Source organism: Streptomyces sp. NPDC047453 (assembly GCF_040643155.1).
GTDB lineage: Bacteria > Actinomycetota > Actinomycetes > Streptomycetales > Streptomycetaceae > Streptomyces.
Window position 1 is genome coordinate 223,044 of sequence record NZ_JBEYTS010000002.1, and the last position, 20,358, is coordinate 243,401.

Here is a 20,358-nt window from a genome sequence, read left to right on the forward strand (position 1 = left end):
AGGGGGAGGCCCGGCCCGCGACCGGGCCTCCTCGCCCAGCAGCCCAGCACCACCCGACACGGACTCCACGCCGTCACGGCGCCCGTACGCGCCCCCTCGCAGTTACTCCTCTCCCTCCTAGGAACTGCCCGTGTCCTCCAACCTCTCGACGACCGAACCACGCGACACCCAGCCCGCGGCCGGCGCCCTGCAACGCAGCCTCAAGCGCTTCGACATCACCGCCATGGCCATCGCCGCGGTCATCTCCTTCGACACCGTCGGGCAGATCGCCACCGGCGGCGGCGAGGCCGCCACCTGGACGGCGGTCATGGCCCTCTTCTTCCTCGTTCCCTACGCCCTGCTGTTCGCCGAGACCGGCGCCGCGTTCCCCCAGGAAGGCGGCCCGTACGTATGGGTCAAGCTCGCCCTCGGCCGTCCGGCGGCCGCGCTCACGACCCTGTTCTACTGGGTCACCAACCCCGTCTGGCTGGGCGGTTCACTGGTCTTCCTCGCCGCGCAGACCTGGGACGGCTTCGTCTTCCACCTGGGCTCGGGCACGGTGGCCGACTACACCTTCAAGCTGCTGTTCGTCTGGATCGCCATTCTCACGGCCGTCGTCTCCCTGCGCCGCGGCAAATGGATCACCACCGCGGGCGCGGCGGCGAAGGTCCTCGCCCTCACGGTGTTCACCCTCACGGCTGTGCTCTACGGGGCGCGGCACGGCTTCCAGGGCCTGACCGACACCCGCTTCACCCCGACGACCGCCGGCTTCCTCGCCCTGGTGCCGATCCTGCTGTTCGCCTATGTCGGCTTCGAAGCACCCAACGCCGCCGGTGAGGAGATGCACGACCCGCAGCGCGACGTGCCCGCCGCACTAGGACGCTCCGCGACCGTCGCGGCCTGCTGCTATCTGCTGCCGGTCCTCGCCCTCCTGGCCGTCGTACCCAAGCAGCAGGTCACCGGCATCGGTGGCTTCATGGAGGGCGCCCGCCTCGTCTTCAGCGTCTACGGCGGTGCGGCCGGCCCCCTGCTGAAGCTCACCGCCGTCATGTTCGTCTTCGCCCTGCTCACCCAGGGCAGCGCCTGGATGATCGTCAGCGACCGCATGCAGGCGATGGCCGCCGCAGACGGGGGCTTCTTCACCCGCGCCCTCGGCGCCTTCCACCCGCGGCTCGGTACACCGGTGCGCACCAACCTGCTCTCCGGAGCCGTGGCCACGGTGTTCATGCTGGCCGCCATGCGGCTCGCGAACGGCGACGCGGCCGACGTGTTCGCCGTGGTGCTCACCGTCGCGGTCACCACCCTGCTGCTGTCCTACCTGGTCGTCATTCCCGCCCTGGTCCTGCTGCGGATCCGCCGGCCGGACGTCCCGCGGCCCTACAGCGTCCCCTTCGGCAGCCGCGGCTTCCTGCTCTGCGCGGCACTCGTCTACGCCTGGATCCTGATCGGATCGTGGTCGGCGCTCTTCCCCGGAGTCCTGGAACACCTCTTCGGCATCGACTACGTCTTCCACGACGTCTGGGGTGTCTCGCGTACCTCGTTCGAAGCCTTCACCCTCGGCACCGTCGCCGTACTGCTGGTCGTCGGGGTCGTCGGGGTACTGGCGGCCCGCCGCGAGGACGCCGTGGCGGGCGCGGCCGACGGGGCCGGTTCCTGACGACGCGCGCAGGGCTCAGCGCAGGATCGACTCGTGGAAGACGGTCACCGACCACTGCCGGGTGTGCAGGTCCTGTTTCCAGGCCGGCCGCGGCAGTCCGTCGGTCGCCACGGTGTGGAAGTCCCTGCCGCCGATGCGGAACTCGGTCGTCTTCACCTCGCCGTCCTTGGCCCGGACGAGCTCCGGCATCCAGACGCAGTCGGCGCCGCCGGTCGACACGGTGAGGGCGATGCTCACGGTCCGGCCGCCGGTGATCTCCTGCGGGAGGGACGGCCCTCCCGAGTGGCGCACGGTCGCGAAGTCCGCGTTCCCGTCGAGGTCGGCTGCGGCTTTCACGGTGGTCGGAGAGGTGCCGCACTCTCCGCTGTCCAGGCCGACCAGCGTGGCCCGGTCGGGGGAGCCGTCCGCCGGCGCGGGCGGTCCGGTGAACGCGCCGACGGCCTGTCCACCACGTAGGTCTGCCAGGGGCAGGTGTAGGAGTCCCGGAGGGAGTTGCTGCCCTGTTCCCCGGCCTCGGACTGGTCCGCCGGCCGTCCCTCCGCCGGGGACGGCGGCGGGGGCGCGGGTTCCGAGGGGGAGGCGGCCGGGGCGGCCCGAAATGCAGCCCGGTTCCTGCCAAGGCAGGCGGCGAGCCACCGGTGGGTGACTCGCCGCGTGCTTGCGCCGGTTCGGGCCGGTCATCCGTCCCCGGTCAGGGGAACTGGACCACCTTGGACGGCACGGTGCTCGTTCCCGAGGTGGGCGCGCCCGTGTTGTTGACGACGTGGGCGTACTGGCCCTGGCCGCCGAGGGAGATCACCAGAATGTCGTGCAACTTGATCCCGGACTTGACCGGCACCTGGAATCCATGGGCCTGGACGATCGTGGGGTCGGCGGTGAAGTTGCAGTAGCTGCCCAGCCCCCAGGCCTCGTGCGTGTTGACCGTGTCGGCGACCTTGTAGGCCGCGTAGCCGACGATGCCGTCGTGGGTGATGGCGGCGGCGTTCGGGACGTCGTAGGCCTTTTCGTTCTGGAAGAAGATCGTCCGGCCGCGCTCTCCGTTCCAGTAGACGTCGTACTTGTTGTAGTGCTCGACGAACAGGCCCGTGGCGAGGACGTCGTTGCCGTTGACCCGCAGGCCGTAGTCGGCCCGGTTGGTGTTCCAGCCGACGCCGCTGCCGTGGTCCGCGCGCCACAGCCAGGTGTGATCGATGACGACGTTGTTGCTGTTGACGACGACCGAGTTGGTCGCGAGGCCGGGGCCCGCGCCGCCGATGCGGACGAACACGTCCTGCACCGTGGTCGGGTTGGCGGAGTGGTCGGCGGAGGAGCCGGGCTGGCCGACCCTCAGGAGGGTGTCCGAGTTGACGGTGCCCGCGTCGATCAGGAATCCGGCGAGCCGGACGCCGTCGACGTCGGCGACGTGCATCGCGTCGACGCCGTTGTCGGGCACGAGGGTGGCGAGGCCGAGTCCGAGCACCACGGTGTTCGCGCGGGTGACGTCGATGGTCCGGTCGAGGTGGTAGACGCCGGGCGTGAACAGGAGGTTGAGGCCCTGGGACAGTGCCTGGTTGATGGTGGCGGCGGTAGCGCCCGGCTTGACGACGTAGAACTGGTCGAGCGGGAGGGAGCTGCCCGCGTTGGCCGGCCAGGACACACCGCGGGCGTTGGTGCGCTTGGCGGGTGCGAAGACCTTGTAGGTGCTGCCGTCGAGGTAGAGGAACGGCTTCTCGCGTGAGATCGGCGTGGTGTCGAGCGTGGTGTACGAGCCGGTGGCGAAGTCGGTCGCCGGCGCGCCCTGTACTCCGGTGAACGTCATGTTCCACACGCCGTTGGTCCAGCCGCCCACCGAGCTGTCGCGGGTGTACCACTGCTGCTGTGAGTACGGTCCGACGGTGCCGTCGATCTTCGAGTCGGCGATGTACCCGCCGGAGGCCCAGCCGTATCCGTTCGGGGCGAGGTTGAGGCCGCCCTGGACGTGGATGCGGCGGAACGGCGCGGCCTGGGCGACGGCCCACCGGTCGTCGCCGTGCGACGGCCTGATGGCGAGGTTCTCCGCCGAACGCCAGAAGTTCTGGGTGGCGTTGCCGTTGAACCAGCCCGCGTCGACGGTGATGTCACCGTTGATCTGGGTGTCGTCGGGGTTGAGGCCCAGCCCGGAGATCGAGGTGTAGAAGCCGAGCTGGGCGTTGATCCCGTTGTAGGTGCCCGGCTTGAGCAGGAACTGGTAGCGGCCGGCGCCGAACTGGTTGGACTCCTGCTGGGCGAAGACCTGGTCGAACCTCTGCTGAAGGTTGGGGGTGGAGGGGTCGACGACGATGACGTTCGGCCCCAGGTCGCCGCCGCCCTGGACGGGCGGGGTGCCGCCGTCGGACGACTCGGTGTGGACGGCGACCTCCCAGAGCGAGTAGCCGTAGCCGGTCGAGCGGACCGTTCCGTGGACGCGCAGGTAGCGGCCCGAGCCGCTGACGTCGTAGGAGGCGGTGCCGCCGGTCGCGCCGGTGACGCTCCTCAGCGTGGTCCAGCTCTGGCCGTTGGCGGAGGCCTGGATCTGGAACTCCTTGGCGTAGGCGGTCTCCCAGGTCAGGTCCACCTTGCACAGGTTCTGGACCGAGCCGAGGTCGACCTGCACCCACTGCGGGTCCGAGAAGGCGCTGGACCAGCGGGTGCCCGGGTCTCCGTCGAAGGCGGCGGAGGCCGGGGTGCCCGCGTTCTCGGTGGAGGAGGCCGATGCGGGCTTGCCCAGGGCGGCGTTGCCGGTGCCGCAGGCGGCCGCGGCGCCGGCGCTCTGGCCGGACGGCGACGTGGCGGTCCTGCCCTGGGACAGCGGAGTCCCGGCCGCCGCGGCGACCGGCGACTGGGTGGCGGGAAGGGCGATGAGCGCTGCCGCTGCGGCGAGCGCGACACCCAAGGATCGGAGTCTCATACGGGTCCCTGCGGATGCGATGGGCGAGTGTTCGCGAGGAGGGCGGGGCGGCGCACATGGCGTGCGGAAGCTCAACTCCACGCCTGCGCTGCTTAGTTCACATCTTGATTTAACTGATGAGACCGAGGGGTGGGCAAGCCCCCGGACACGGGAAACTTTTCAAGCGCTGACGGCACCCGTGCCCACCTGTGGGGAGGTGGTGTTCAGAAAGTGAGGCCGGGGGAACAGTGCTGATCCTTCTGTGGCATGCCTTGACACCCGCGCGTCAAGGGCTCAACACCCCCAGGGCAGCAGAGCGCTCTCCCATCGCCGTCGACGTCTGTGACAGCCGGCCACTCCGGGCACGCCATGGCCGCGTCGACCGCCTTCTCAGTGATCGGCCCCCTGTCCCGCCGGTCGGCCCGCACGGCCTTACGGTCGAGTCCTCGCCGCGTGTTCCGCGAGGGCGGTCGCTTCTTGGGGTGGCACATGGCCGACCTATAGTGGGCCGCATGAGCCGTTGGAGGGAACTGACCGGGGGGACGTCCGGCGAGGACTACGCCGCGCGGTTCGCGGCGCTCGCCCGAAGTGGCAAGGACACGCACGGTGAGGCGCGGTTCTGTGCCGCTCTCGTGCCTGTCGGGGCGCGGGTGCTGGACGCCGGGTGCGGTACCGGGCGGGTCATGATCCGGCTCGCGGAAGTGGGGTACGACTGCGCCGGGGTGGATCTCGACGCGTCAATGCTGGCGGTGGCGCGGAAGCAGGCGCCGGAGCTGCCCTGGTTCCAGGCCGATCTGGCCACGTTCGAGCCGGACCTGCTCGGCATCGCGGCGGACTTCGATCTCGTGGTCGCCGCGGGCAACATCTTCCCGTTGCTCGCCGCCGGCACCGAGGCCGCCGTGGTCGAGCGCCTGGCCGCCGCCCTGCGTCCGGGCGGTCTGCTGGTCGCCGGTTTCGGCCTGGACGAAGCCCACCTGCCCGTGCCGCCCGGCATCACCCTGTCCGAGTACGACGACTGCTGCGTCGCGGCCGGCCTCACCCTCGTCGACCGCTTCGCCACCTGGGACGCCGACCCTTATGACGGCGGCGGCTATGCCGTCAGCGTCCACCGCAGGTGACGAGGGCTTCGTAGTCCGGTCCCCGCCGTCCCGACCCCGGCGGCGGGCGTGTCCCTCGGCCGTGTGCCGCGCCTTGCAGGGAAGGCTGCACGGATGCACGCCGTACTGCACGCACTGTCGATCACCGGGTCCATGACCTGGGAGATCACCTGGGCCCTGATCCTGGGCTTCGCCCTGTCCGCGGTCGTCCAGGCCGTGGTCCGCAAGTCCACCGTCGTCGCACTGCTCGGCGACGACCGTCCCCGCACCCTCGCCGCCGCCGCCGGGCTCGGCGTGGCGTCCTCGTCCTGCTCCTACGCCGCGGTGGCCCTGGCCCGCTCCCTGTTCCGCAAGGGCGCCGACTTCACCGCGGCGATGGCGTTCGAGATCGCCTCCACCAACCTCGTCGTCGAGCTCGGCGTCATCCTCGCGCTGCTGATGGGCTGGCAGTTCACCGCCGCCGAGTTCGTCGGCGGGCCCGTCATGATCATCCTGCTGGCCGTCCTCTTCCGGCTGTTCCTGCGCGAGAGGCTGCTGCGCCAGGCACGCGAGCAGGCGGAACGGGGCCTGGCCGGGTCGATGGAGGGCCACGCGGCGATGGACATGTCCGTGCGGCGCGAGGGCTCCTTCACCCGGCGTCTGGTCTCCCGCGAGGGCTTCACCGCAGTCAGCCACGTCTTCGTCATGGAATGGGCGGCGATCCTGCGCGACCTGGTGGTCGGCCTGCTGATCGCCGGCGCCGTCGCCGCCTGGGTCCCGGACTCGTTCTGGCGCACCTTCTTCTTCGAGGGCCACCCGCTCGCCGCCAAGCTGTGGGGCCCCGTCATCGGCCCGCTGGTGGCGATCGCCTCGTTCGTGTGCTCGATCGGCAACGTGCCCTTGGCAGTGGTGCTGTGGAAGGGAGGCATCAGCTTCGGCGGCGTGGTGGCGTTCATCTTCGCCGACCTGCTGATCCTGCCCATCCTCAACATCTACCGGAAGTACTACGGCGCCCGGATGGCCGTCTTCCTGCTGGGCACGTTCTACCTGGCGATGGTCGTCGCCGGTTACGTCGTGGAATTCGTCTTCGGTGGCCTGGGCCTGATCCCCGACCAGGCCGACGCGAGGCTCCCCATGGAAGGCATCAGATGGAACTACACCACCTGGCTCAACATCGCCTTCCTCCTCCTCGCCGCGCTGCTTCTGGTGCGGTTCTGGCGGACCGGCGGGCTGTCCATGCTGCGCATGATGGGCGGCTCACCGAACACCGGCCACGACCGGACGGGCCCGTCCGTGCCATGACGGCGCGGACGGGCCGGTTGTGCCTGGGCGGGTGGGTCACACCACGCCGCTCTCCCACCACCACGAGCCGGAGCCGTACGAGGCGTACTGGACACGGCTGTCGACGTGCTGCCACGAGTGCGTGTACGCCTCGAGGCCGGAGAAGCCGCAGGTCTCGGCGATCCGGTAGGTCTGCAGGGTGCTGTGGCCGGAGACGACGATGTCGGCGGCGACGCCGTAGAGGTGCATGCTGTTGGACGCGCCGCCCGAGGCGGCGTTGTGCGCGATGCTCCGGAAGCCGGAGTTGATCGTGATCGCGCTGTTGCCGGCCTTCTTGCGCACCGCCTCCAGCTTGTACATCAGCCGACGGACGTTCTCCTTGACTGTCGCGGAGCCGACCTTGCCGTTGTTGAAGCCGGAGCCGTCCTTGGAGTAGAACTCGCTGAAGTTGAAGTGGGCGGTCGAGCCGTCGCCGGCCTCCAGGCTGTTGAGCACGCTCTGGGTCTGCGGGCCGACGATGCCGTCCGCGCCCAGGCCGTAGGCGGACTGGAAGCGCTGGACGGCGGCGGCCGTGCCCGGACCGAAGGCGCCGTCCCAGGCGACGTACGTCTGGGAGGCGCTGTTGGCGGCCCAGCCGCCGACGCGGATCTGGAGCTCCACCACGTCGGAGCCGGAGGCGCCCTGCTGGAGGGTACGGCTCCAGCCGTAGGCCGAGGCCGTGCCCGCCGTGGCGACGCCGGTGACCGCCGCCACGCCGAGCGCGGCCGTCACGCCCGCCGCGCTCCGGAACAGGGTGCGGCGGTCGATGCTTCGCTGGGGGTGTCGTGCCAGGTTCATGGAAGTCTCCTCCTTTGGTGACTGTTTGTGACTGCGGGTGACTACGGGTGACGACGCCCCGAAGGTCAAGCGACCAGGGCCTGCCAGGTGTTGGCACCGACGATGCCGTCCACGGCGAGGCCGTGCGCGGACTGGAACGAACGCACCGCGGAGTCGGTCGCGGGCCCGAACGCGCCGTCGACCGTCAACGCGGAACCGCGCGCCTTGAGCTGACTCTGCACCGCCTGGACCGCGGGTCCCGACGAACCCTGCCGTACGGTGACGATGAGGGCCTGCCAGGTGGCGGGTCCGACGATGCCGTCCACGCCGAGGCCGTGCGCGGACTGGAACGAACGCACCGCCGAGTCGGTCCCCGGCCCGAACGCGCCGTCCACCGTCAACGTGGAACCGTGCGCGTTGAGCAGGTACTGGACGGACTTGACCCGCTCACCGGAGGCCCCCTGCTTCACGGTGGGCCAACTGGCGGTCGGCGGAGGGTTGTAGCCGCCTCCCTTGGCGAAGGCCTGGAGGTCGGTGAGGGTGCCGTTGAAGGTGTCCTGGTCGCCGGGGAAGGTTCCGGAGTCGGCGTACTGCCAGATCGTCTGGGCCGACCAGCCGGCGGGCAGCGTGCCGGGGCTGGAGGCGTAACGGGCGATCCACAGCGGGTTGGTGGCCCCGAAGCTGCTGTTGTTGCCGGTGCAGGTGGTCCACCAGTCGGTGGTGGTGTAGATCGTCGGGTAGCGCCCGACCTTGGTGCGCACCTGGTTGCTGAAGTCCCGGATCCAGGAGACCATCGCGCTCTGGCTCAGCCCGTAGCAGGTGGCCCCGTAGGGGTTGTACTCGATGTCCAGGGCGGGCGGCAGCGTTTTGCCGTCGGCGGTCCAGCCGCCGCCGTGGCTGACAAACCAGTCGGCCTGCGCGGCACCGCTCGAGTTGCCGGGCAGCGCGAAGTGGTAGGCGCCGCGGATCAGTCCGGCGTTGTACGCGCCGTTGTACTGCTGGGAGTAGTAGGGGCTGGTGTAGGTGGTGCCTTCGGTGGCCTTGACGTAGGCGAAGGCGGCGCCCTTGTTCTTGACGGACGTCCAGTCGACGTTGCCCTGGTAGCCGCTGACGTCGAGACCGGCCGGACCCGTGCTGACGGCGAGCGGGGCGGCGGCCGACAGTGATGCCGCGCCCAGGCGCTGGAGTCCGGATCCGGCGTGGTCCTGGTCCGGGTGCGTCATGCGCACCGGGGTCCCGGTGGAGGTCCCGGGGGCGCCGGCGGCCGTCGCCGGGGCGGTGCCGGGCAGGACCAGCAGGGTCAGGGCGGCGGCCAGCAGCCCGGCCGCACGGGCGAACGTCCGGCGCGGGCCGGTACCGGTGTTGCCGGGTCTGAACCGCGAGGGGGTGGCTGAAGGCATGGTGCTCCCAGAGATGTGGAGGGACACTGCGATGCGCTTGGGCCGGGTTGGCCGTGGTGACGGCCATCGACGGTCGGGAGTGGAGCGTCGGAGCTGTGAGCGGTGGGTGAGAACCGGTCGCGGTGGGGGATCAGCAGGTGCCGGGCACGTGGTCAACTCCACGGCGCACAGGTCGGGTTGACGCGCGTAAACGTAAGGGATGTGTTGACATGCTCGCAACACCTTCGAAGGTGTGAAAAGTTGAATTGCGGGTGGCGGTTCTTGAGCGGCGCGTGCGGAGATCCGGCAGGAAGCGCCGTACGGAAGCCGGTTGGCGGTGAATTGTTCACCTACGGCTCCGCCGGATGTCACCCGGGGCGATCCAGTGCATTGGGTGATCGGCCACACGCTGACCGTCGACATTCCCCATATCGCAAGGAGCAGGTGTGATGCGCTTCGGATCTCCGCCCCGCCGGGCCTCGGCCCTCGGAGTGGCCCTCGCCGTCATCGGGTCCGGCGTCGCCGCGCTGGCGCCGGTCGCCGCCGCCGCACCCGGTGCTCCGGGCACCCGGCCGTCGTTCTGCGGCCACGACAACCGCAGCACGGAGTTCTCGCGGTACCCCTGCGCCCAGCCCGGTGACCTGCTCGACGTCCGCATCGGCGACGTGCACCCGACCCAGCCGTCGCTCGGCTACGACGAGGTGTACTACAAGCTCGGCCGCTACACCCTCGGCAAGGACGCGATCAACAAGAAGTTCGACGACTGGTGCGAGGCCGACGGCCGATCCGCCGCGGCAACCGTGTTGCCCGGCGCACGACTTGACGACCCGTCGTCGTTCACGTGCGAACTCCCCGTCGGGGCGGAGACGGCGGACAGCATCGTGCGCTGCCCAAGGGCGCCGTCGTCGACAGCGGCTTCACCGCCGCCGAACTCGGCGCGCTGGAGCGGTGGAACGACGGCAGCGCGGTCAACAAGGGCGAGTTCAACAAGCTGAGCAGGCCGTACTCCGACGCCAAGCCCGGGAAGCTCGCCTACGCGCTGGAGTACAAGCGGGCGCACGGCCTGGGCTGAGGCGTCCCCGCCCGGCTCGCCGGGAACCCGGGCCACCTGACAACGCCGGTCGCGGGCGGTCTCGCGAAGACCGCCCGTCGATACGCCGACGAGGGCCCCAGCCTTGGCGGTTGGGACCCTCGTCGTGTGTTGCCGCTCGGCTCAGAGGTGGCCGCCAGGGGTCACCGTGAACGAGGCGGGACCGGCGGGCAGGTTCACCGTGTACTGGCGCAGGTAGGTGTCCAGGAACGGGGAACGGGCGCCGGCGGTGGCGGTGTCGCGGGCCGGGTCGTCCAGGGCCAGCCTGAGCTGCGCGCCCTTGACCTCGACCGTCTGGCCGGACGGCGTGGCACGCCAGGAGCCGGTCTGGATGGAGCCGATCTCCACGGCCAGGACGTGACCCGCGGCCAGGGTCCAGTCGGTCGCCTTCAGATCGACGGTCATCCGGCCCGAACGCAGCAGGGAGACCTGCTCGTCGAACATGACGGCCTTGCCGTTCGGGGCGACGTCGTACAGCTTGAGCATGACGTTGCCCTCACCCTTGGCGGTCAGCGAGACCTGCGGGGTGCCGGTGAGGCGCACGGACTGTCCGACCGGCTTCGACCACACGAAGAAGCTCGATGTGACCTTGCCGTCCTTCTGGAGCTTCGCCAGCCCCCTGGCCAGGCCCTTCGGGGCGGCCTGGTCGGTAGCGGGCGCGTTCTCCATGTCCCACTGGCCGGACGGCTTCCCGAGCGTCTGCGCCGTCGGCTCGCCGGCCGCGGCCAGGGCCGCGCGGCCCGAGGCGCCACCGTCGTCCAGGTACGAGCCGTTGCCGAGCGGGAGGGTGACGGACCGCTTCACGACCGGCCACGTGTTCTGGGCGCGCCAGGCACCCGTGGAGTCCTCGACGACGTAGGCCGGGTACTTGACCTTCGGCTTGATGCCCTTGAGGTACTCGTCGTAGTAGGAGAGAGTCTCGTCGTACCAGCCCTCGCGGCCCATGGACAGGCGCCCGTCGCTGGTGCGGTCGCCGCCGCGCACGTGCTCCCACTGGCCGAGCCAACCGCGCTGCGGGCCCACGTGGTTGTCGAGGTACTCCTGCATCTCCTCGGGCTTGGTGTTGTTCTCGATGAAGCCCTGGGTGACGAACAGCGGGGTCTTGGTGCCCTTGGCCATCTTCGCCAGGTCACGGTCGGTCCAGTGCTTGTCCCACTGGTCCGCGATCTTGTACCCGGCCGAGTTCTGGGTGAGGCACTCCGGGTGGGTCTTCTCCCACTGGGCGTTGGCCAGGTAACGCGCGTCGTCGTCCGCCATCTGGGGAATCGTGGCGATGGAGTTGTAGGCGTTGGCGGTGCCGGTGACGTTCGGGCGGGGCACCCCGTTGGAGTAGATGTACTGGTACATGTCCCATACGGGTTCCTGGGCGACGACGGCCTTGAGGGCCTTCTGGCCCAGGTTGTTGCCGATCAGGCCCGTGACGGCGTCGTACGACTTGCCGTACATGCCGACCGCGCCCGTGCTCCACGGCTGCTTCGCCGCCCAGTCGATCGCTGCCTTGACGTCGGCCTGCTCGCCGGGACCGGCCCAGTCGAGGCAGCCGGTGGAGCCGCCGAAGCCGCGCAGGTCCACCATGACGAAGGCGTACCCCTGGGCGAACAGGTCGGTGCCCTCGACGAAGTCCTGGAAGCGGGACGAGGGGCCGGTGTGCTTCCAGCCCTCGGGACCGGTCTGCCCGGAGTGCCCGAAGTAGGGGCCGACCGACAGGATGACGGGCACCTTCTTGCCCGGGGCCAGTCCTTCGGGCAGCAGGACGTCGGCGTGCAGCTCGGTGTCGGAGCCGTCCGAGGACGGGAAGTAGTGCTGCGTCCAGAGCGAGCCCTTCGGGACGCGGTCGTTCTCCTCATGGGTGACGGAGTCGGTCGCGGTGGCGACCGCCCCCGTCCGGGTCTGGTCCGCGGCGGTCTGGTCCGCGGCGCCGGGCACCGCGGTGGCGGGGCCGGCGAGCGCGGCGGTCAGCGCGAAGGTGGTGACGAGTGCCGAGGCGGCCGTGATGGCCGTGCGACGTCTGTTCACTTGCTCCTCCCGGAGTGTCAGGTACGGGGCGGTGCAGGTGGTGCGGTCGAGCACGGCCCCTGACCCACCGTCAGAGCGGTGAGGGGGGTCGCACCCATGCGGAAAGCCGGATCGCGGGCGCGGGCCGAGGCCGTCGGCGTCGGACTCTATGATCATCATTGAAACGAGTCAACGGGGTTGTGTGTTTGGTGTGTTGCCGACGTGGTCCTGGACCGGCTCGGCGCGCGGAGACGTCGGCCGGCGGTGAATCGCCCTTGATGGACGCCGTCCGGCGTGCCGTCCGCACCGGCGGCGAGCGTTTTCCGGCCGGTCACATCCGGCGCACCCGGCCGGCCTGACGCAGCACCCCGAGCTGTTTTCGGCCATTTCGGCTCCTGACGGGGCATCGGGTTTCGGCGTGAGTACCCTCTCGCGGCCGTCCGCAACCAATTCGCACGCAACTGTGCAGTCCTCGTGTGCGTTTCGCTAGGCTTCCCGGCATACCGGCAGATCAGGGGTAACGGAGTGTCGGAACGGCAGCGCACCGAGAGGACCACCATCGTGGATGGACGCGATCGGCTGGGGAGGCCCCTGTACGAGCGCGAGAACGAGGTGACCGCCGCTCGGAAAGCGGTGGAGGGGATCTGTGCGGGCGGGGGGAACGGCGAAGGCAGGCGGGGCGGGCTGCTGTTCTTCAGCGCCGCCGCCGGACTGGGCAAGACGACCGTGCTGACCGAGATCCGGCGCATGGCCGCCGCGCGTGGCTGTACCGTGCTGTCCGCCCGGGGCAGCGAGCAGGAGCACACCGTCCCCTTCCACGTCGTACGTCAGTTGCTCCAGCCCGTCCTCGCCTCCTGCACCGAGGCCGAGCGCCGCGAGATATTCGGCGGGTGGTACGAGATCGCCGGACCGGCCGTCGGCCTGTTCGCTCAGCAGACCGGTACCGCCGGCCCCGACCCGCAGGGCGTCCGGGACGGTCTGGACTGGGTCGTCACCCAGGTGGCCGTGCGCCGGGCACCGGTCGTGATCGTCCTCGACGACGCCCACTGGGGCGACCTGGAGTCTCTCGCCTGGCTCTCCGCCTTCGCGGTGAGAGCGCGGGAACTCCCCGTGCTGGTGGTCGTCGGCTACCGCCCGGACGAGGTGCCGGCCGAGGCGCAGACGTTCCGCGAACTGATCGACGGCCGCAGCGCACGCCCGATCCCGCTGCACGCCCTCAGCCCGGAGGCAGTGGCCGGACTGGTGCGGGGCTCGCTCGGAGCGGAGGCCGACGACTTCTTCTGCCGCGAGTGCTGGGTGGTCACCGGCGGCAACCCCTACGAGGCCGTCGAGTTGATCGCCAAGGTCCAGGACCGGGGTCTCGCCCCGGACGCGGAGTCGGCCTCCCTGCTGGGGGAACTCGCCGCGAGCGCGCGGGGCACCGGCCTGATCAAACGCCTGGAGAGGCTCGGCCACGCCGCCGTCCGGCTCGCCTGGGCCGCCGCGGTGCTCGGTACCGAGATCTCCGCGGAACTGGCCGCCTCGGTGGCCGGACTGCCCCCGGCCGAGGCGCAGTCCGCCGCGGACCGGCTGCGTGTCGCCCGTATCCTCACCGGCACCCGCACCCTCGAGTTCATCCACCCGCTCATCGCCACCGCCGTGTACCAGGCCATCCCGCCGACCACACGCACCGGGCTGCACGGTCAGGCTGCCTGGGCGGTCGCCGACGCGGGCCTGGGCACCACCGCCGCCGCCCGGCACCTGCTCGAGACCCACCCCGAGGGTGACCCCAACACCGTCCGGCAACTGCGCGCCGCCGCCCGCGAGAACCTCCGGCTGGGCGCGCCCGACGCGGCCCGGCGCTGCCTGGAACGCGCACTGCGCGAACCTCCCGCCCCCGAGGACCGTGCGGGCGTGCTCTACGAACTCGGCTGCTCCGCCCTGCTCACCGCTCCCGCGACCACGGTCAATCACCTCACCGCGGCTCTGGAACAGCCCTTCCTCGACCCCGAGCTGAGGGAGAACGCCACCTTCCGGCTGGCCCAGGTGTTCGCCCACAACGACGAGCTCGCCAAGGCGGCCACCGTCGCGGGCGCCGAGGTGGCCCGGTCCCACTCCCCACGGGCACGACTGCGCATGCAGGTAGCGCACTACCTGTGGCTGGTCTTCGACGCGCACGAGGAGCAGGCGTCCGACCGTTCCCGCCGGCTCGCACGGCTCGTCGAGGACCTGCCCGGAGAGGCCATCGAGGAGCGCGCCCTGCTCTGCGTCCGCACCTGGGACGCGATGCTGCGCGGGGAACCGGCCACGGACACGCTGGACGTCGCCGCACGCGCGATGGGGCTGAGCTACACCGACCCGGACTGGGGCTTCGAACTGCCCAGCGTGGCCGCGCTCAGCTATATGTACGCCGACGAATGCGACCGTGCGGAGGAGCTGTTCAGTTCGGCCATCGCCGAGTGCGAGCAGGTCGGCTGGAGCGGTGCCCACCTCTCCTTCGGCTTCACGCTCCTCGGCCTGGTCTGGTTCCGGCGCGGGATGCTCGTCAAGGCGGAGGAGTGCGCACGCGAGGGCGTGCGCCTGGCCGAGCGGGTGGGCGACCGGGTGCCCGCCCGGTGGTACGCCGTGGGGCTGCTGGTGGACGTCCTGTTGTCCCGGGGCCGCGTGGAGGAGGCGCTGCGGGTCGCCAGGACGTACGACTTCGCGCCCCCGTACCTGACCGCGGTGGTCTTCCCGGACTCCCAGACGGTCTACGGGCGGCTGCTTCTCGCCCGTGGCCTGCGCAAGGAGGCCGAGGCCCAACTCACCGCTGCCGGAGCGCGGTTGGAGGCCAAGGGCATCGTCAATCCGACCTGGTGCCCCTGGGCGGGACACCTCGCCCTCGCCGTCGCCGAGGAGGACCCCGCGCGTGCCCGCGCCCTCACGGCGAAGATGCTGCGGCGGGCCGAGCGCTACGGCACGCCCACCGCCATCGGCGAGGCGCTGAGCTTCAGCGCGGCGGTGGCCGAGGACGGGCAGGCGCTGCCCCTGCGGGAGCGCGCGGTGGAGATACTGCGCCGATCCCCCAGCCGGCACGCGTACGCCGAGGCCCTTGTCGACCTCGGCGCGGAACTGGGGCGCGGCGGCGGCACGGACCGGGCGACCGGGCTTCTGTCCGAGGGCGTCGAGCTGGCGGAGGAGTGCGGTGCCGACCGCCTCGCCGAGCGGGGCCGTGCCGAGCTGGCCGCGGTGAGACTGCGGCTCAATGGGACACGCCCGTTGGCGCGGCGCGGAGCGAGCGCCGCGGAGCACAGCTGAACCGGCGCGGAAAAGAGGGGGGTTCTCAGCGCGGGCGGCCCAGACCGGCGTCGCGCGCCCGGACGATGGCCTGGCTGCGCTGGGTGAGGTGCAGCTTGGCCAGGATCGCCGAGACGTTGTTCGCCACGGTCTTGCCGGACAGGTGCAGGCGGCGGCCGATCTCCGCGTTGGACAGCCCGGCCGCGAGGTGGTCGAGGATGTCCCGCTCGCGAGCGGTGAGTTCGGGGAACGGGCCGTCCTGCGGCGGCGGCGATACGAACCAGGTCCGCAGCCGGCCCGCCAGTGCCGCGCCGAAGACCGGCTGCCCGGCCGCGGCGGCGTGGATGGCGGCGACGATGTCCGCTCCGTCGGCCCCCTTGACGAGATAGCCGAGCGCGCCGGCCTGGACGGCGGCGAAGACCGTGGCGTCGTCCTCGAACATCGTCAGGACCAGCACGGCCGCGTCCGGCACCCGGGTCCGGATCTGCCGGGTGGCCTCGATGCCGTGCAGCCCGGGCAGTTGCAGGTCCATCACGATGACGTCGGGCAGCAACTCGACGGCCCGGCGGACGGCTTCGAGGCCGTCCCCGGCCTCACCGGCGACCTCGATGTCGTCGACGGTGTCGAGGACCGCTTGCATTCCTTGGCGTACCAGGGGGTGGTCGTCGGCGAGGAGGACGCGGATCATGGTGTCTCCGGGAGTGGGAACCGGGCGGTGACGGCGCCGCCGTCGGGGCCGGGGCCGGCTTGGCAGCGTCCGCCCAGTTCGGCGGCGCGTTCGCGCATCGCGGTCACGCCGACGCCGGGCAGCCACGGACCGGCGGACGTACCGTCGTCGCCCACCCGCAGCACCAGCTCCCGCGCGGAGGCGTCCAGGCGTACGCGGCACTGCCGCCCGTCGCTGTGGCGCACCGCGTTCGTGACCGCCTCGACGGCGGTGCGGTAGGCGGCGACCTCGACCGCGGCCGGCAGGTCGGGCAGCTCGCCCGCCTCGACGGTGACCCGCAGCGGCGAGCCCGCCGTGAGCCGGTCGGCCTGCGAGCGCAGCGCTCCGGCGAGCCCGAGGTCGTCCAGGCTGGGCGGGCGCAGCCCGTGCACCACCTTGCGCAGGTCCGCCAGCGCCTGGGCGGCGGCCTCGCGGGCCTCGGCGATGTGGGTGTCGGCCGCGGGAGGATCGGAATCCAACCGAGCCCGGGCGGCGTCCAGGGTGAGGCCGATGGCGGTGAGCACCGGACCGAGGCCGTCGTGCAGTTCACGGCGCAGCCGCCGCCGCTCCTCCTCCCGCGCGGCGACCAGGCGCTGCTGCGACCGCAGCAGCTCGGCGGTGAGGGTCCGGGTGTGCAGCGCCAGACCGAGTTGGCCGGCGATGTCGGACAGCAGGCCGCGGTCGCGGTCGTCGAAGCCCTCCTCGCCGCGCCGGGCCGACGCGACCAGGTAGCCCTCGATCTGGCCCTCGTACAGCAGCGGCCGGCGTTCCAGCGGCTCGACCGGTGTGCCGTAGGACGCGACCGGGGTTCCGTCGGCGCGCTCGACGGCCACGTACGGCAGCCGCAGCGCGGACGCCACCGCGTGGCCGAACGAGCCGAGCGCGTCGCCGCCCGGGACGGCGTTGAGCCGCTGTCCGAGGTCCCGCAGCGTGCGGTACGGATCCTGACGGCCGCCGTAGAAGAGGCGGTCCACCAGGTGTTGCGTGCGGTCGCGCAGCGGCACGAAGGACAGCGCCACGGCCGCCGCGGCGACCGGGGCCGCGACCTGCCGGGAGACCACGCGGGTGGCCAGCCCCGTCAGCACGGCGAAGCCGACGACCAGGGCGGCGGTGATCGCGCCGTAGACCAGGGAGCGGCGCAGGATCGTGTCGATGGACCAGAGCCGGTAGCGCAGTACCGGAAGGGCCAGGGTCAGGACGAACACGACCGCGTCCACGCTGTTCGTCAGCGACGGCAGTTGCTCGGTGACGGCGAGTGGGAACAGCGCCAGCGACACGATCACGCCGACCGCACGCCACTTCAACTGCTGGCGGGCGACGCCCTCGGCCCGGGCGAACCGCACCACGACACCGATGCCCGCCATCAGGCCGAGCAGCACCACCACGGGCGCCAGGAGGGTCGCCGCGTCGGCGATCCGGCCGATCGCGCTCCCGCCGGTGAGCGGGTGGGAGAGGCCGGTCACGCCGTCGCCGACGTCCCGCAGGGTCGTGCCGCCGAGCAGCCCGCCCACCATGACCAGCACGGTGCAGGCGATGATCACCTTCTCGAGGACCGCGCTCCACCGGCCGGCCGGTCGCCCGGACGGGAACCGGATGTTGATCAGACCCTGCGCGGCGACCGGCGCGAAGGCGAAGGTCCCGGCGGTCAGCCCCCAGCGCGCCGGGACGCCGCGGTCGCCGTCCAGGACGGCCGCGTACGCCGGCGGCAGGGCCAGCACCTGCACGACGACCAGCACGGCCGCCCCGGCGAGCAGCCACCCGAACGGCAGGTCCGGACGGCGGTCGATGAGCAGGGCCCCCGTCACCCCGTACGCGATCATCGTGACCAGCGGCTCCACCCAGGCCGGGGACCCGCCGGAGTCCGGCATCGGATGCCCCGCCGTCAGCCACCACAGCAGGAAGCCCACCCCGACGAGGACAGCCGCCAGCGTCGCGGCGGCCCATCGGCCGCCGTCCCGGGTCCGGTGTCCGCGCGGAGTGTCGATACGGCGAGTATCCCGATCCGCGTCCGGCGCCATCAACGGCCGCGTTTCCCGGGTTTCCGGGAAACCTTCCCGGTCCGCCCGGGAAACGGAGCGTCCGGCGGCGGACGCGACGGCGCCGACCCGGGAAGGCGAGCCCTGGGCCGGGGATCCCGGCGCGCCCGACGCTGGTCCGGCAATCGCCGTATCCAGGAGGCCGCCATGAGGACCATCCGCCGCACCGCCGCCATCGCGACCCTCGCCATGTCGCTGCTCAACCTTCCGATCGCCCTCGACGACGGGGGCAACGGCATCCCCGCCGCGGCCGCCTGGCTGATCAGCCTGCTCGGCGTCATCGGCGTCGTCGCCGCGATCGCCCTGCTCCGCTCCGCCGCCTGGGCCGGGCCCGCCGTGCTCACCATCGGCGCGCTCAACCTGGTCGGCGCGGTCGTCGCCCTCGTCCGCAGCTGGGACGGCGCCGTCATCGGCCTCGTCCTCAGCGCCGCCTGCACCGGCCTGGCCCTCGCGTACGCCGTCGGCCGGCCGGCGAAGACGCCGCAGGCGAGCTGATCACCCTCACCCCTCCCCACCGGAACGGAGGTTCCACCATGCAGTCCGACACCGGCACTCAGCCGACCCAGGCGGCCTCGCCGCAGCAGCCCAAGCCGCTGAAAGACGTACGAGGGTTCTGGCGCGTCCTGCTCGCCGTCGTCGCCCCGCTGCCGATGACCGGCATGGGACTCAGCTACATACTCAATCCCGTCGACGGGGGCTCGTCGTTCGAGGACACCGTGACCGCCTACACCGGCCACCTCGACCAGGCCCGTCTCACCCAGTACCTCGGTGTGCCGTTCCTGGTCCTGCTGATTCCGGCGACGTTCGCCGTGATCTGGGTGTCCCGCCGGGGCGCGCCCCGGCTCACCACCGCCGGCGCGCTCCTGGCACTCCTCGGCCAACTGGCCGGCTTCCCCCTGAACCAGGGCGGCGACCTGCTCGCGTACACGACGGCGAAGAACGGCCTCGACGTGACGACCGTGGCCGCGCTTCAGAAGGCCCTGGAGGAAGACCCGTTGGCCCTGACGGGCGGCCTGCTGTTCATCATCGGCATCGTCCTCGGGCTGCTGCTGCTCGGCCTCGCCCTGTGGCGCAGCGGCGCCGCGCCGGCCTGGGCGGGCATCGCCCTGGCGCTGGGCGGCTTCACCCACCCCTTCATGCCGGGGCACATCGCGTCCGGCGCCGGCCTGCTGGTCGCCGCGGCCGGCTTCGCCGGGGCCGGCTGGGCGCTTCTGCGCATGAGTGACGACGACTTCGACCGGGCACCCGGCCGCCCCGCCTGAGAGGGCCCTGGGGGACTGTCGGCCCCGCCTGAGAAGGCCTGCGGGACGGCCGGCTACCGGGACGTCGGAATCAAGAGCTGAACCGCGGGCGGCACGTCCGGGATCCGTTCCAGGACGCCGCCCGCGAACACGTCGTACAGCGGCAGCGTCTCCAGGTGGACGTAGCCGATGTGGCAGTCGCACACGGCCAGCGGGCACGGTCGGGGACGCAGGGCCCGCCGGTAGGAGCCGTCGTACAGGTTGCCCAGCTCCGACCGGACGAAGTGGCAGCGGCGCACCGTGCCCTCGCCGTCCACCGATATGACCGACTCTCCCGTACGGCAGGGCAGGCCCGCGCTGCGGTGCGGGTGGCGGCTGTACGGGAACAGCGGGTCCAGGGCCGTCCACCGGTCGGCCTCGGCGTCGGTGTAGGTGTGGCCCTCCGCGGCGTTGACCCACAGGTACACGTGGTCGGGCAGATCGTCCCGCAGCCGGCGCGCCTGCTCCAGGTGCTCGGGAAGCCCGACGACGCCGACGCTGTGGCGGACACCGCGCGCGGCCAGATCGTGGCACTTGGCCAGGAAGCGGTCGTACGGCGTCTGCCCGGGGTGGAAGGTGCACCACAGGGCGACGGTGTCCAGGTCGGCCGTGTCCAGCCAGTCCGTACGGCAGCTGAGGTTGGTCTGGATCGCCACCCGGCGGATGTGCGGCAGCCGGCTCAGCTCCGCGAGCGTACGCCGGTACCAGGACCGCACCAGGCCCTCGCCCCACGGCGTGAACAGCAGCGAGAGCCGGTCCTCGTGCTGCGCGGCCGCCCAGGCGGCGAAACGCTCCAGCGCCGCGCGGTCCGCGGTGAGTTGGGCGCGGCTGTCCCGTCGCTTGGCGAACGGGCAGTACGGGCAGTCGTAGTCGCACGACGCCAGCGGGCCGCGGTAGAGGATCGTCAGGTCCATGCGCGCTCCG

15 protein-coding genes and 1 pseudogene are annotated in these 20,358 nt (G+C 71.6%); 7 read left to right on the top strand and 9 right to left on the bottom strand.

The window, feature by feature from the left end; translation table 11 throughout:
- Positions 1-130: 130 nt before the first annotated feature.
- A complete protein-coding gene (locus ABZ818_RS03370; RefSeq protein ID WP_361410053.1) occupies positions 131-1,636 on the top strand; it encodes an APC family permease in 1,506 nt (501 codons plus the stop codon).
- A gap of 15 nt (positions 1,637-1,651) precedes the next feature.
- Here ABZ818_RS03370 and ABZ818_RS03375 read toward each other — a convergent pair whose 3' ends face one another.
- Both ABZ818_RS03375 and ABZ818_RS03380 read right to left on the bottom strand, forming a co-directional pair.
- Positions 1,652-1,972, bottom strand: a complete 321-nt coding sequence (locus tag ABZ818_RS03375; RefSeq protein ID WP_361410056.1) for a hypothetical protein — start codon at positions 1,970-1,972, stop codon at positions 1,652-1,654.
- 355 nt (positions 1,973-2,327) lie between these two features.
- Positions 2,328-4,541, bottom strand: coding sequence for a discoidin domain-containing protein (locus tag ABZ818_RS03380; RefSeq protein WP_361410059.1), 2,214 nt, complete (start codon positions 4,539-4,541; stop codon positions 2,328-2,330).
- Between the two features lie 491 nt (positions 4,542-5,032).
- Here ABZ818_RS03380 and ABZ818_RS03385 point away from each other — a divergent pair, with 491 nt between their 5' ends.
- Together ABZ818_RS03385 and ABZ818_RS03390 are read left to right on the top strand one after the other, a co-directional pair.
- Complete coding sequence (locus tag ABZ818_RS03385; protein ID WP_361410062.1) at positions 5,033-5,638, top strand: class I SAM-dependent methyltransferase; 606 nt, start codon at positions 5,033-5,035, stop codon at positions 5,636-5,638.
- Between the two features lie 93 nt (positions 5,639-5,731).
- The gene (locus ABZ818_RS03390) at positions 5,732-6,898 is read left to right on the top strand and encodes a permease (RefSeq protein WP_361410065.1); all 1,167 of its coding nucleotides are present in this window, start codon (positions 5,732-5,734) and stop codon (positions 6,896-6,898) included.
- A 36-nt stretch (positions 6,899-6,934) separates the two neighbouring features.
- On the opposite strand, the gene ABZ818_RS03395 is transcribed toward ABZ818_RS03390, so the two are convergent.
- From ABZ818_RS03395 to ABZ818_RS03405, 3 genes and pseudogenes are all read right to left on the bottom strand, one after another.
- Positions 6,935-7,714, bottom strand: coding sequence for a D-Ala-D-Ala carboxypeptidase family metallohydrolase (locus tag ABZ818_RS03395; protein ID WP_361410068.1), 780 nt, complete (start codon positions 7,712-7,714; stop codon positions 6,935-6,937).
- A gap of 65 nt (positions 7,715-7,779) precedes the next feature.
- Positions 7,780-8,163 carry a peptidoglycan-binding protein gene (locus ABZ818_RS03400; protein WP_361410484.1) on the bottom strand — a complete coding sequence of 128 codons (384 nt, stop codon included), beginning with the start codon at positions 8,161-8,163 and terminating at the stop codon, positions 7,780-7,782.
- 72 nt (positions 8,164-8,235) lie between these two features.
- A pseudogene (locus ABZ818_RS03405) lies at positions 8,236-9,093 on the bottom strand (lysozyme); the annotation flags it as partial.
- An 820-nt stretch (positions 9,094-9,913) separates the two neighbouring features.
- On the opposite strand from ABZ818_RS03405, the gene ABZ818_RS03410 reads away from it, so the two are divergent.
- The gene (locus tag ABZ818_RS03410) at positions 9,914-10,144 is read left to right on the top strand and encodes a hypothetical protein (protein WP_361410071.1); all 231 of its coding nucleotides are present in this window, start codon (positions 9,914-9,916) and stop codon (positions 10,142-10,144) included.
- Positions 10,145-10,285: 141 nt separating this feature from the next.
- On the opposite strand, the gene ABZ818_RS03415 is transcribed toward ABZ818_RS03410, so the two are convergent.
- Entirely contained in the window at positions 10,286-12,178 is a 1,893-nt protein-coding gene (locus tag ABZ818_RS03415) for a CocE/NonD family hydrolase (RefSeq protein ID WP_361410074.1), read from the bottom strand.
- A gap of 540 nt (positions 12,179-12,718) precedes the next feature.
- Between ABZ818_RS03415 and ABZ818_RS03420 the strand changes: the two genes are divergently transcribed.
- Entirely contained in the window at positions 12,719-15,433 is a 2,715-nt protein-coding gene (locus ABZ818_RS03420; protein WP_361410077.1) for an AAA family ATPase, read from the top strand.
- Between the two features lie 25 nt (positions 15,434-15,458).
- Here the strand turns inward: ABZ818_RS03420 and ABZ818_RS03425 are convergent, their stop codons facing one another.
- Together ABZ818_RS03425 and ABZ818_RS03430 are read right to left on the bottom strand one after the other, a co-directional pair.
- Positions 15,459-16,100: a response regulator transcription factor gene (locus ABZ818_RS03425; RefSeq protein WP_361410080.1), complete on the bottom strand. Its 642-nt coding sequence runs from the start codon at positions 16,098-16,100 to the stop codon at positions 15,459-15,461.
- Entirely contained in the window at positions 16,097-18,136 is a 2,040-nt protein-coding gene (locus ABZ818_RS03430) for a histidine kinase (RefSeq protein ID WP_361410083.1), read from the bottom strand. Before ABZ818_RS03430 ends, ABZ818_RS03425 begins: the two co-directional genes overlap by 4 nt.
- A gap of 165 nt (positions 18,137-18,301) precedes the next feature.
- Here ABZ818_RS03430 and ABZ818_RS03435 point away from each other — a divergent pair, with 165 nt between their 5' ends.
- Positions 18,302-18,649, top strand: coding sequence for a hypothetical protein (locus ABZ818_RS03435; protein ID WP_361410086.1), 348 nt, complete (start codon positions 18,302-18,304; stop codon positions 18,647-18,649).
- A gap of 38 nt (positions 18,650-18,687) precedes the next feature.
- Positions 18,688-19,416, top strand: a complete 729-nt coding sequence (locus ABZ818_RS03440) for a hypothetical protein (RefSeq protein ID WP_361410088.1) — start codon at positions 18,688-18,690, stop codon at positions 19,414-19,416.
- 53 nt (positions 19,417-19,469) lie between these two features.
- On the opposite strand, the gene ABZ818_RS03445 is transcribed toward ABZ818_RS03440, so the two are convergent.
- Positions 19,470-20,348, bottom strand: coding sequence for an STM4011 family radical SAM protein (locus tag ABZ818_RS03445; protein WP_361410091.1), 879 nt, complete (start codon positions 20,346-20,348; stop codon positions 19,470-19,472).
- Positions 20,349-20,358 lie beyond the last annotated feature (10 nt).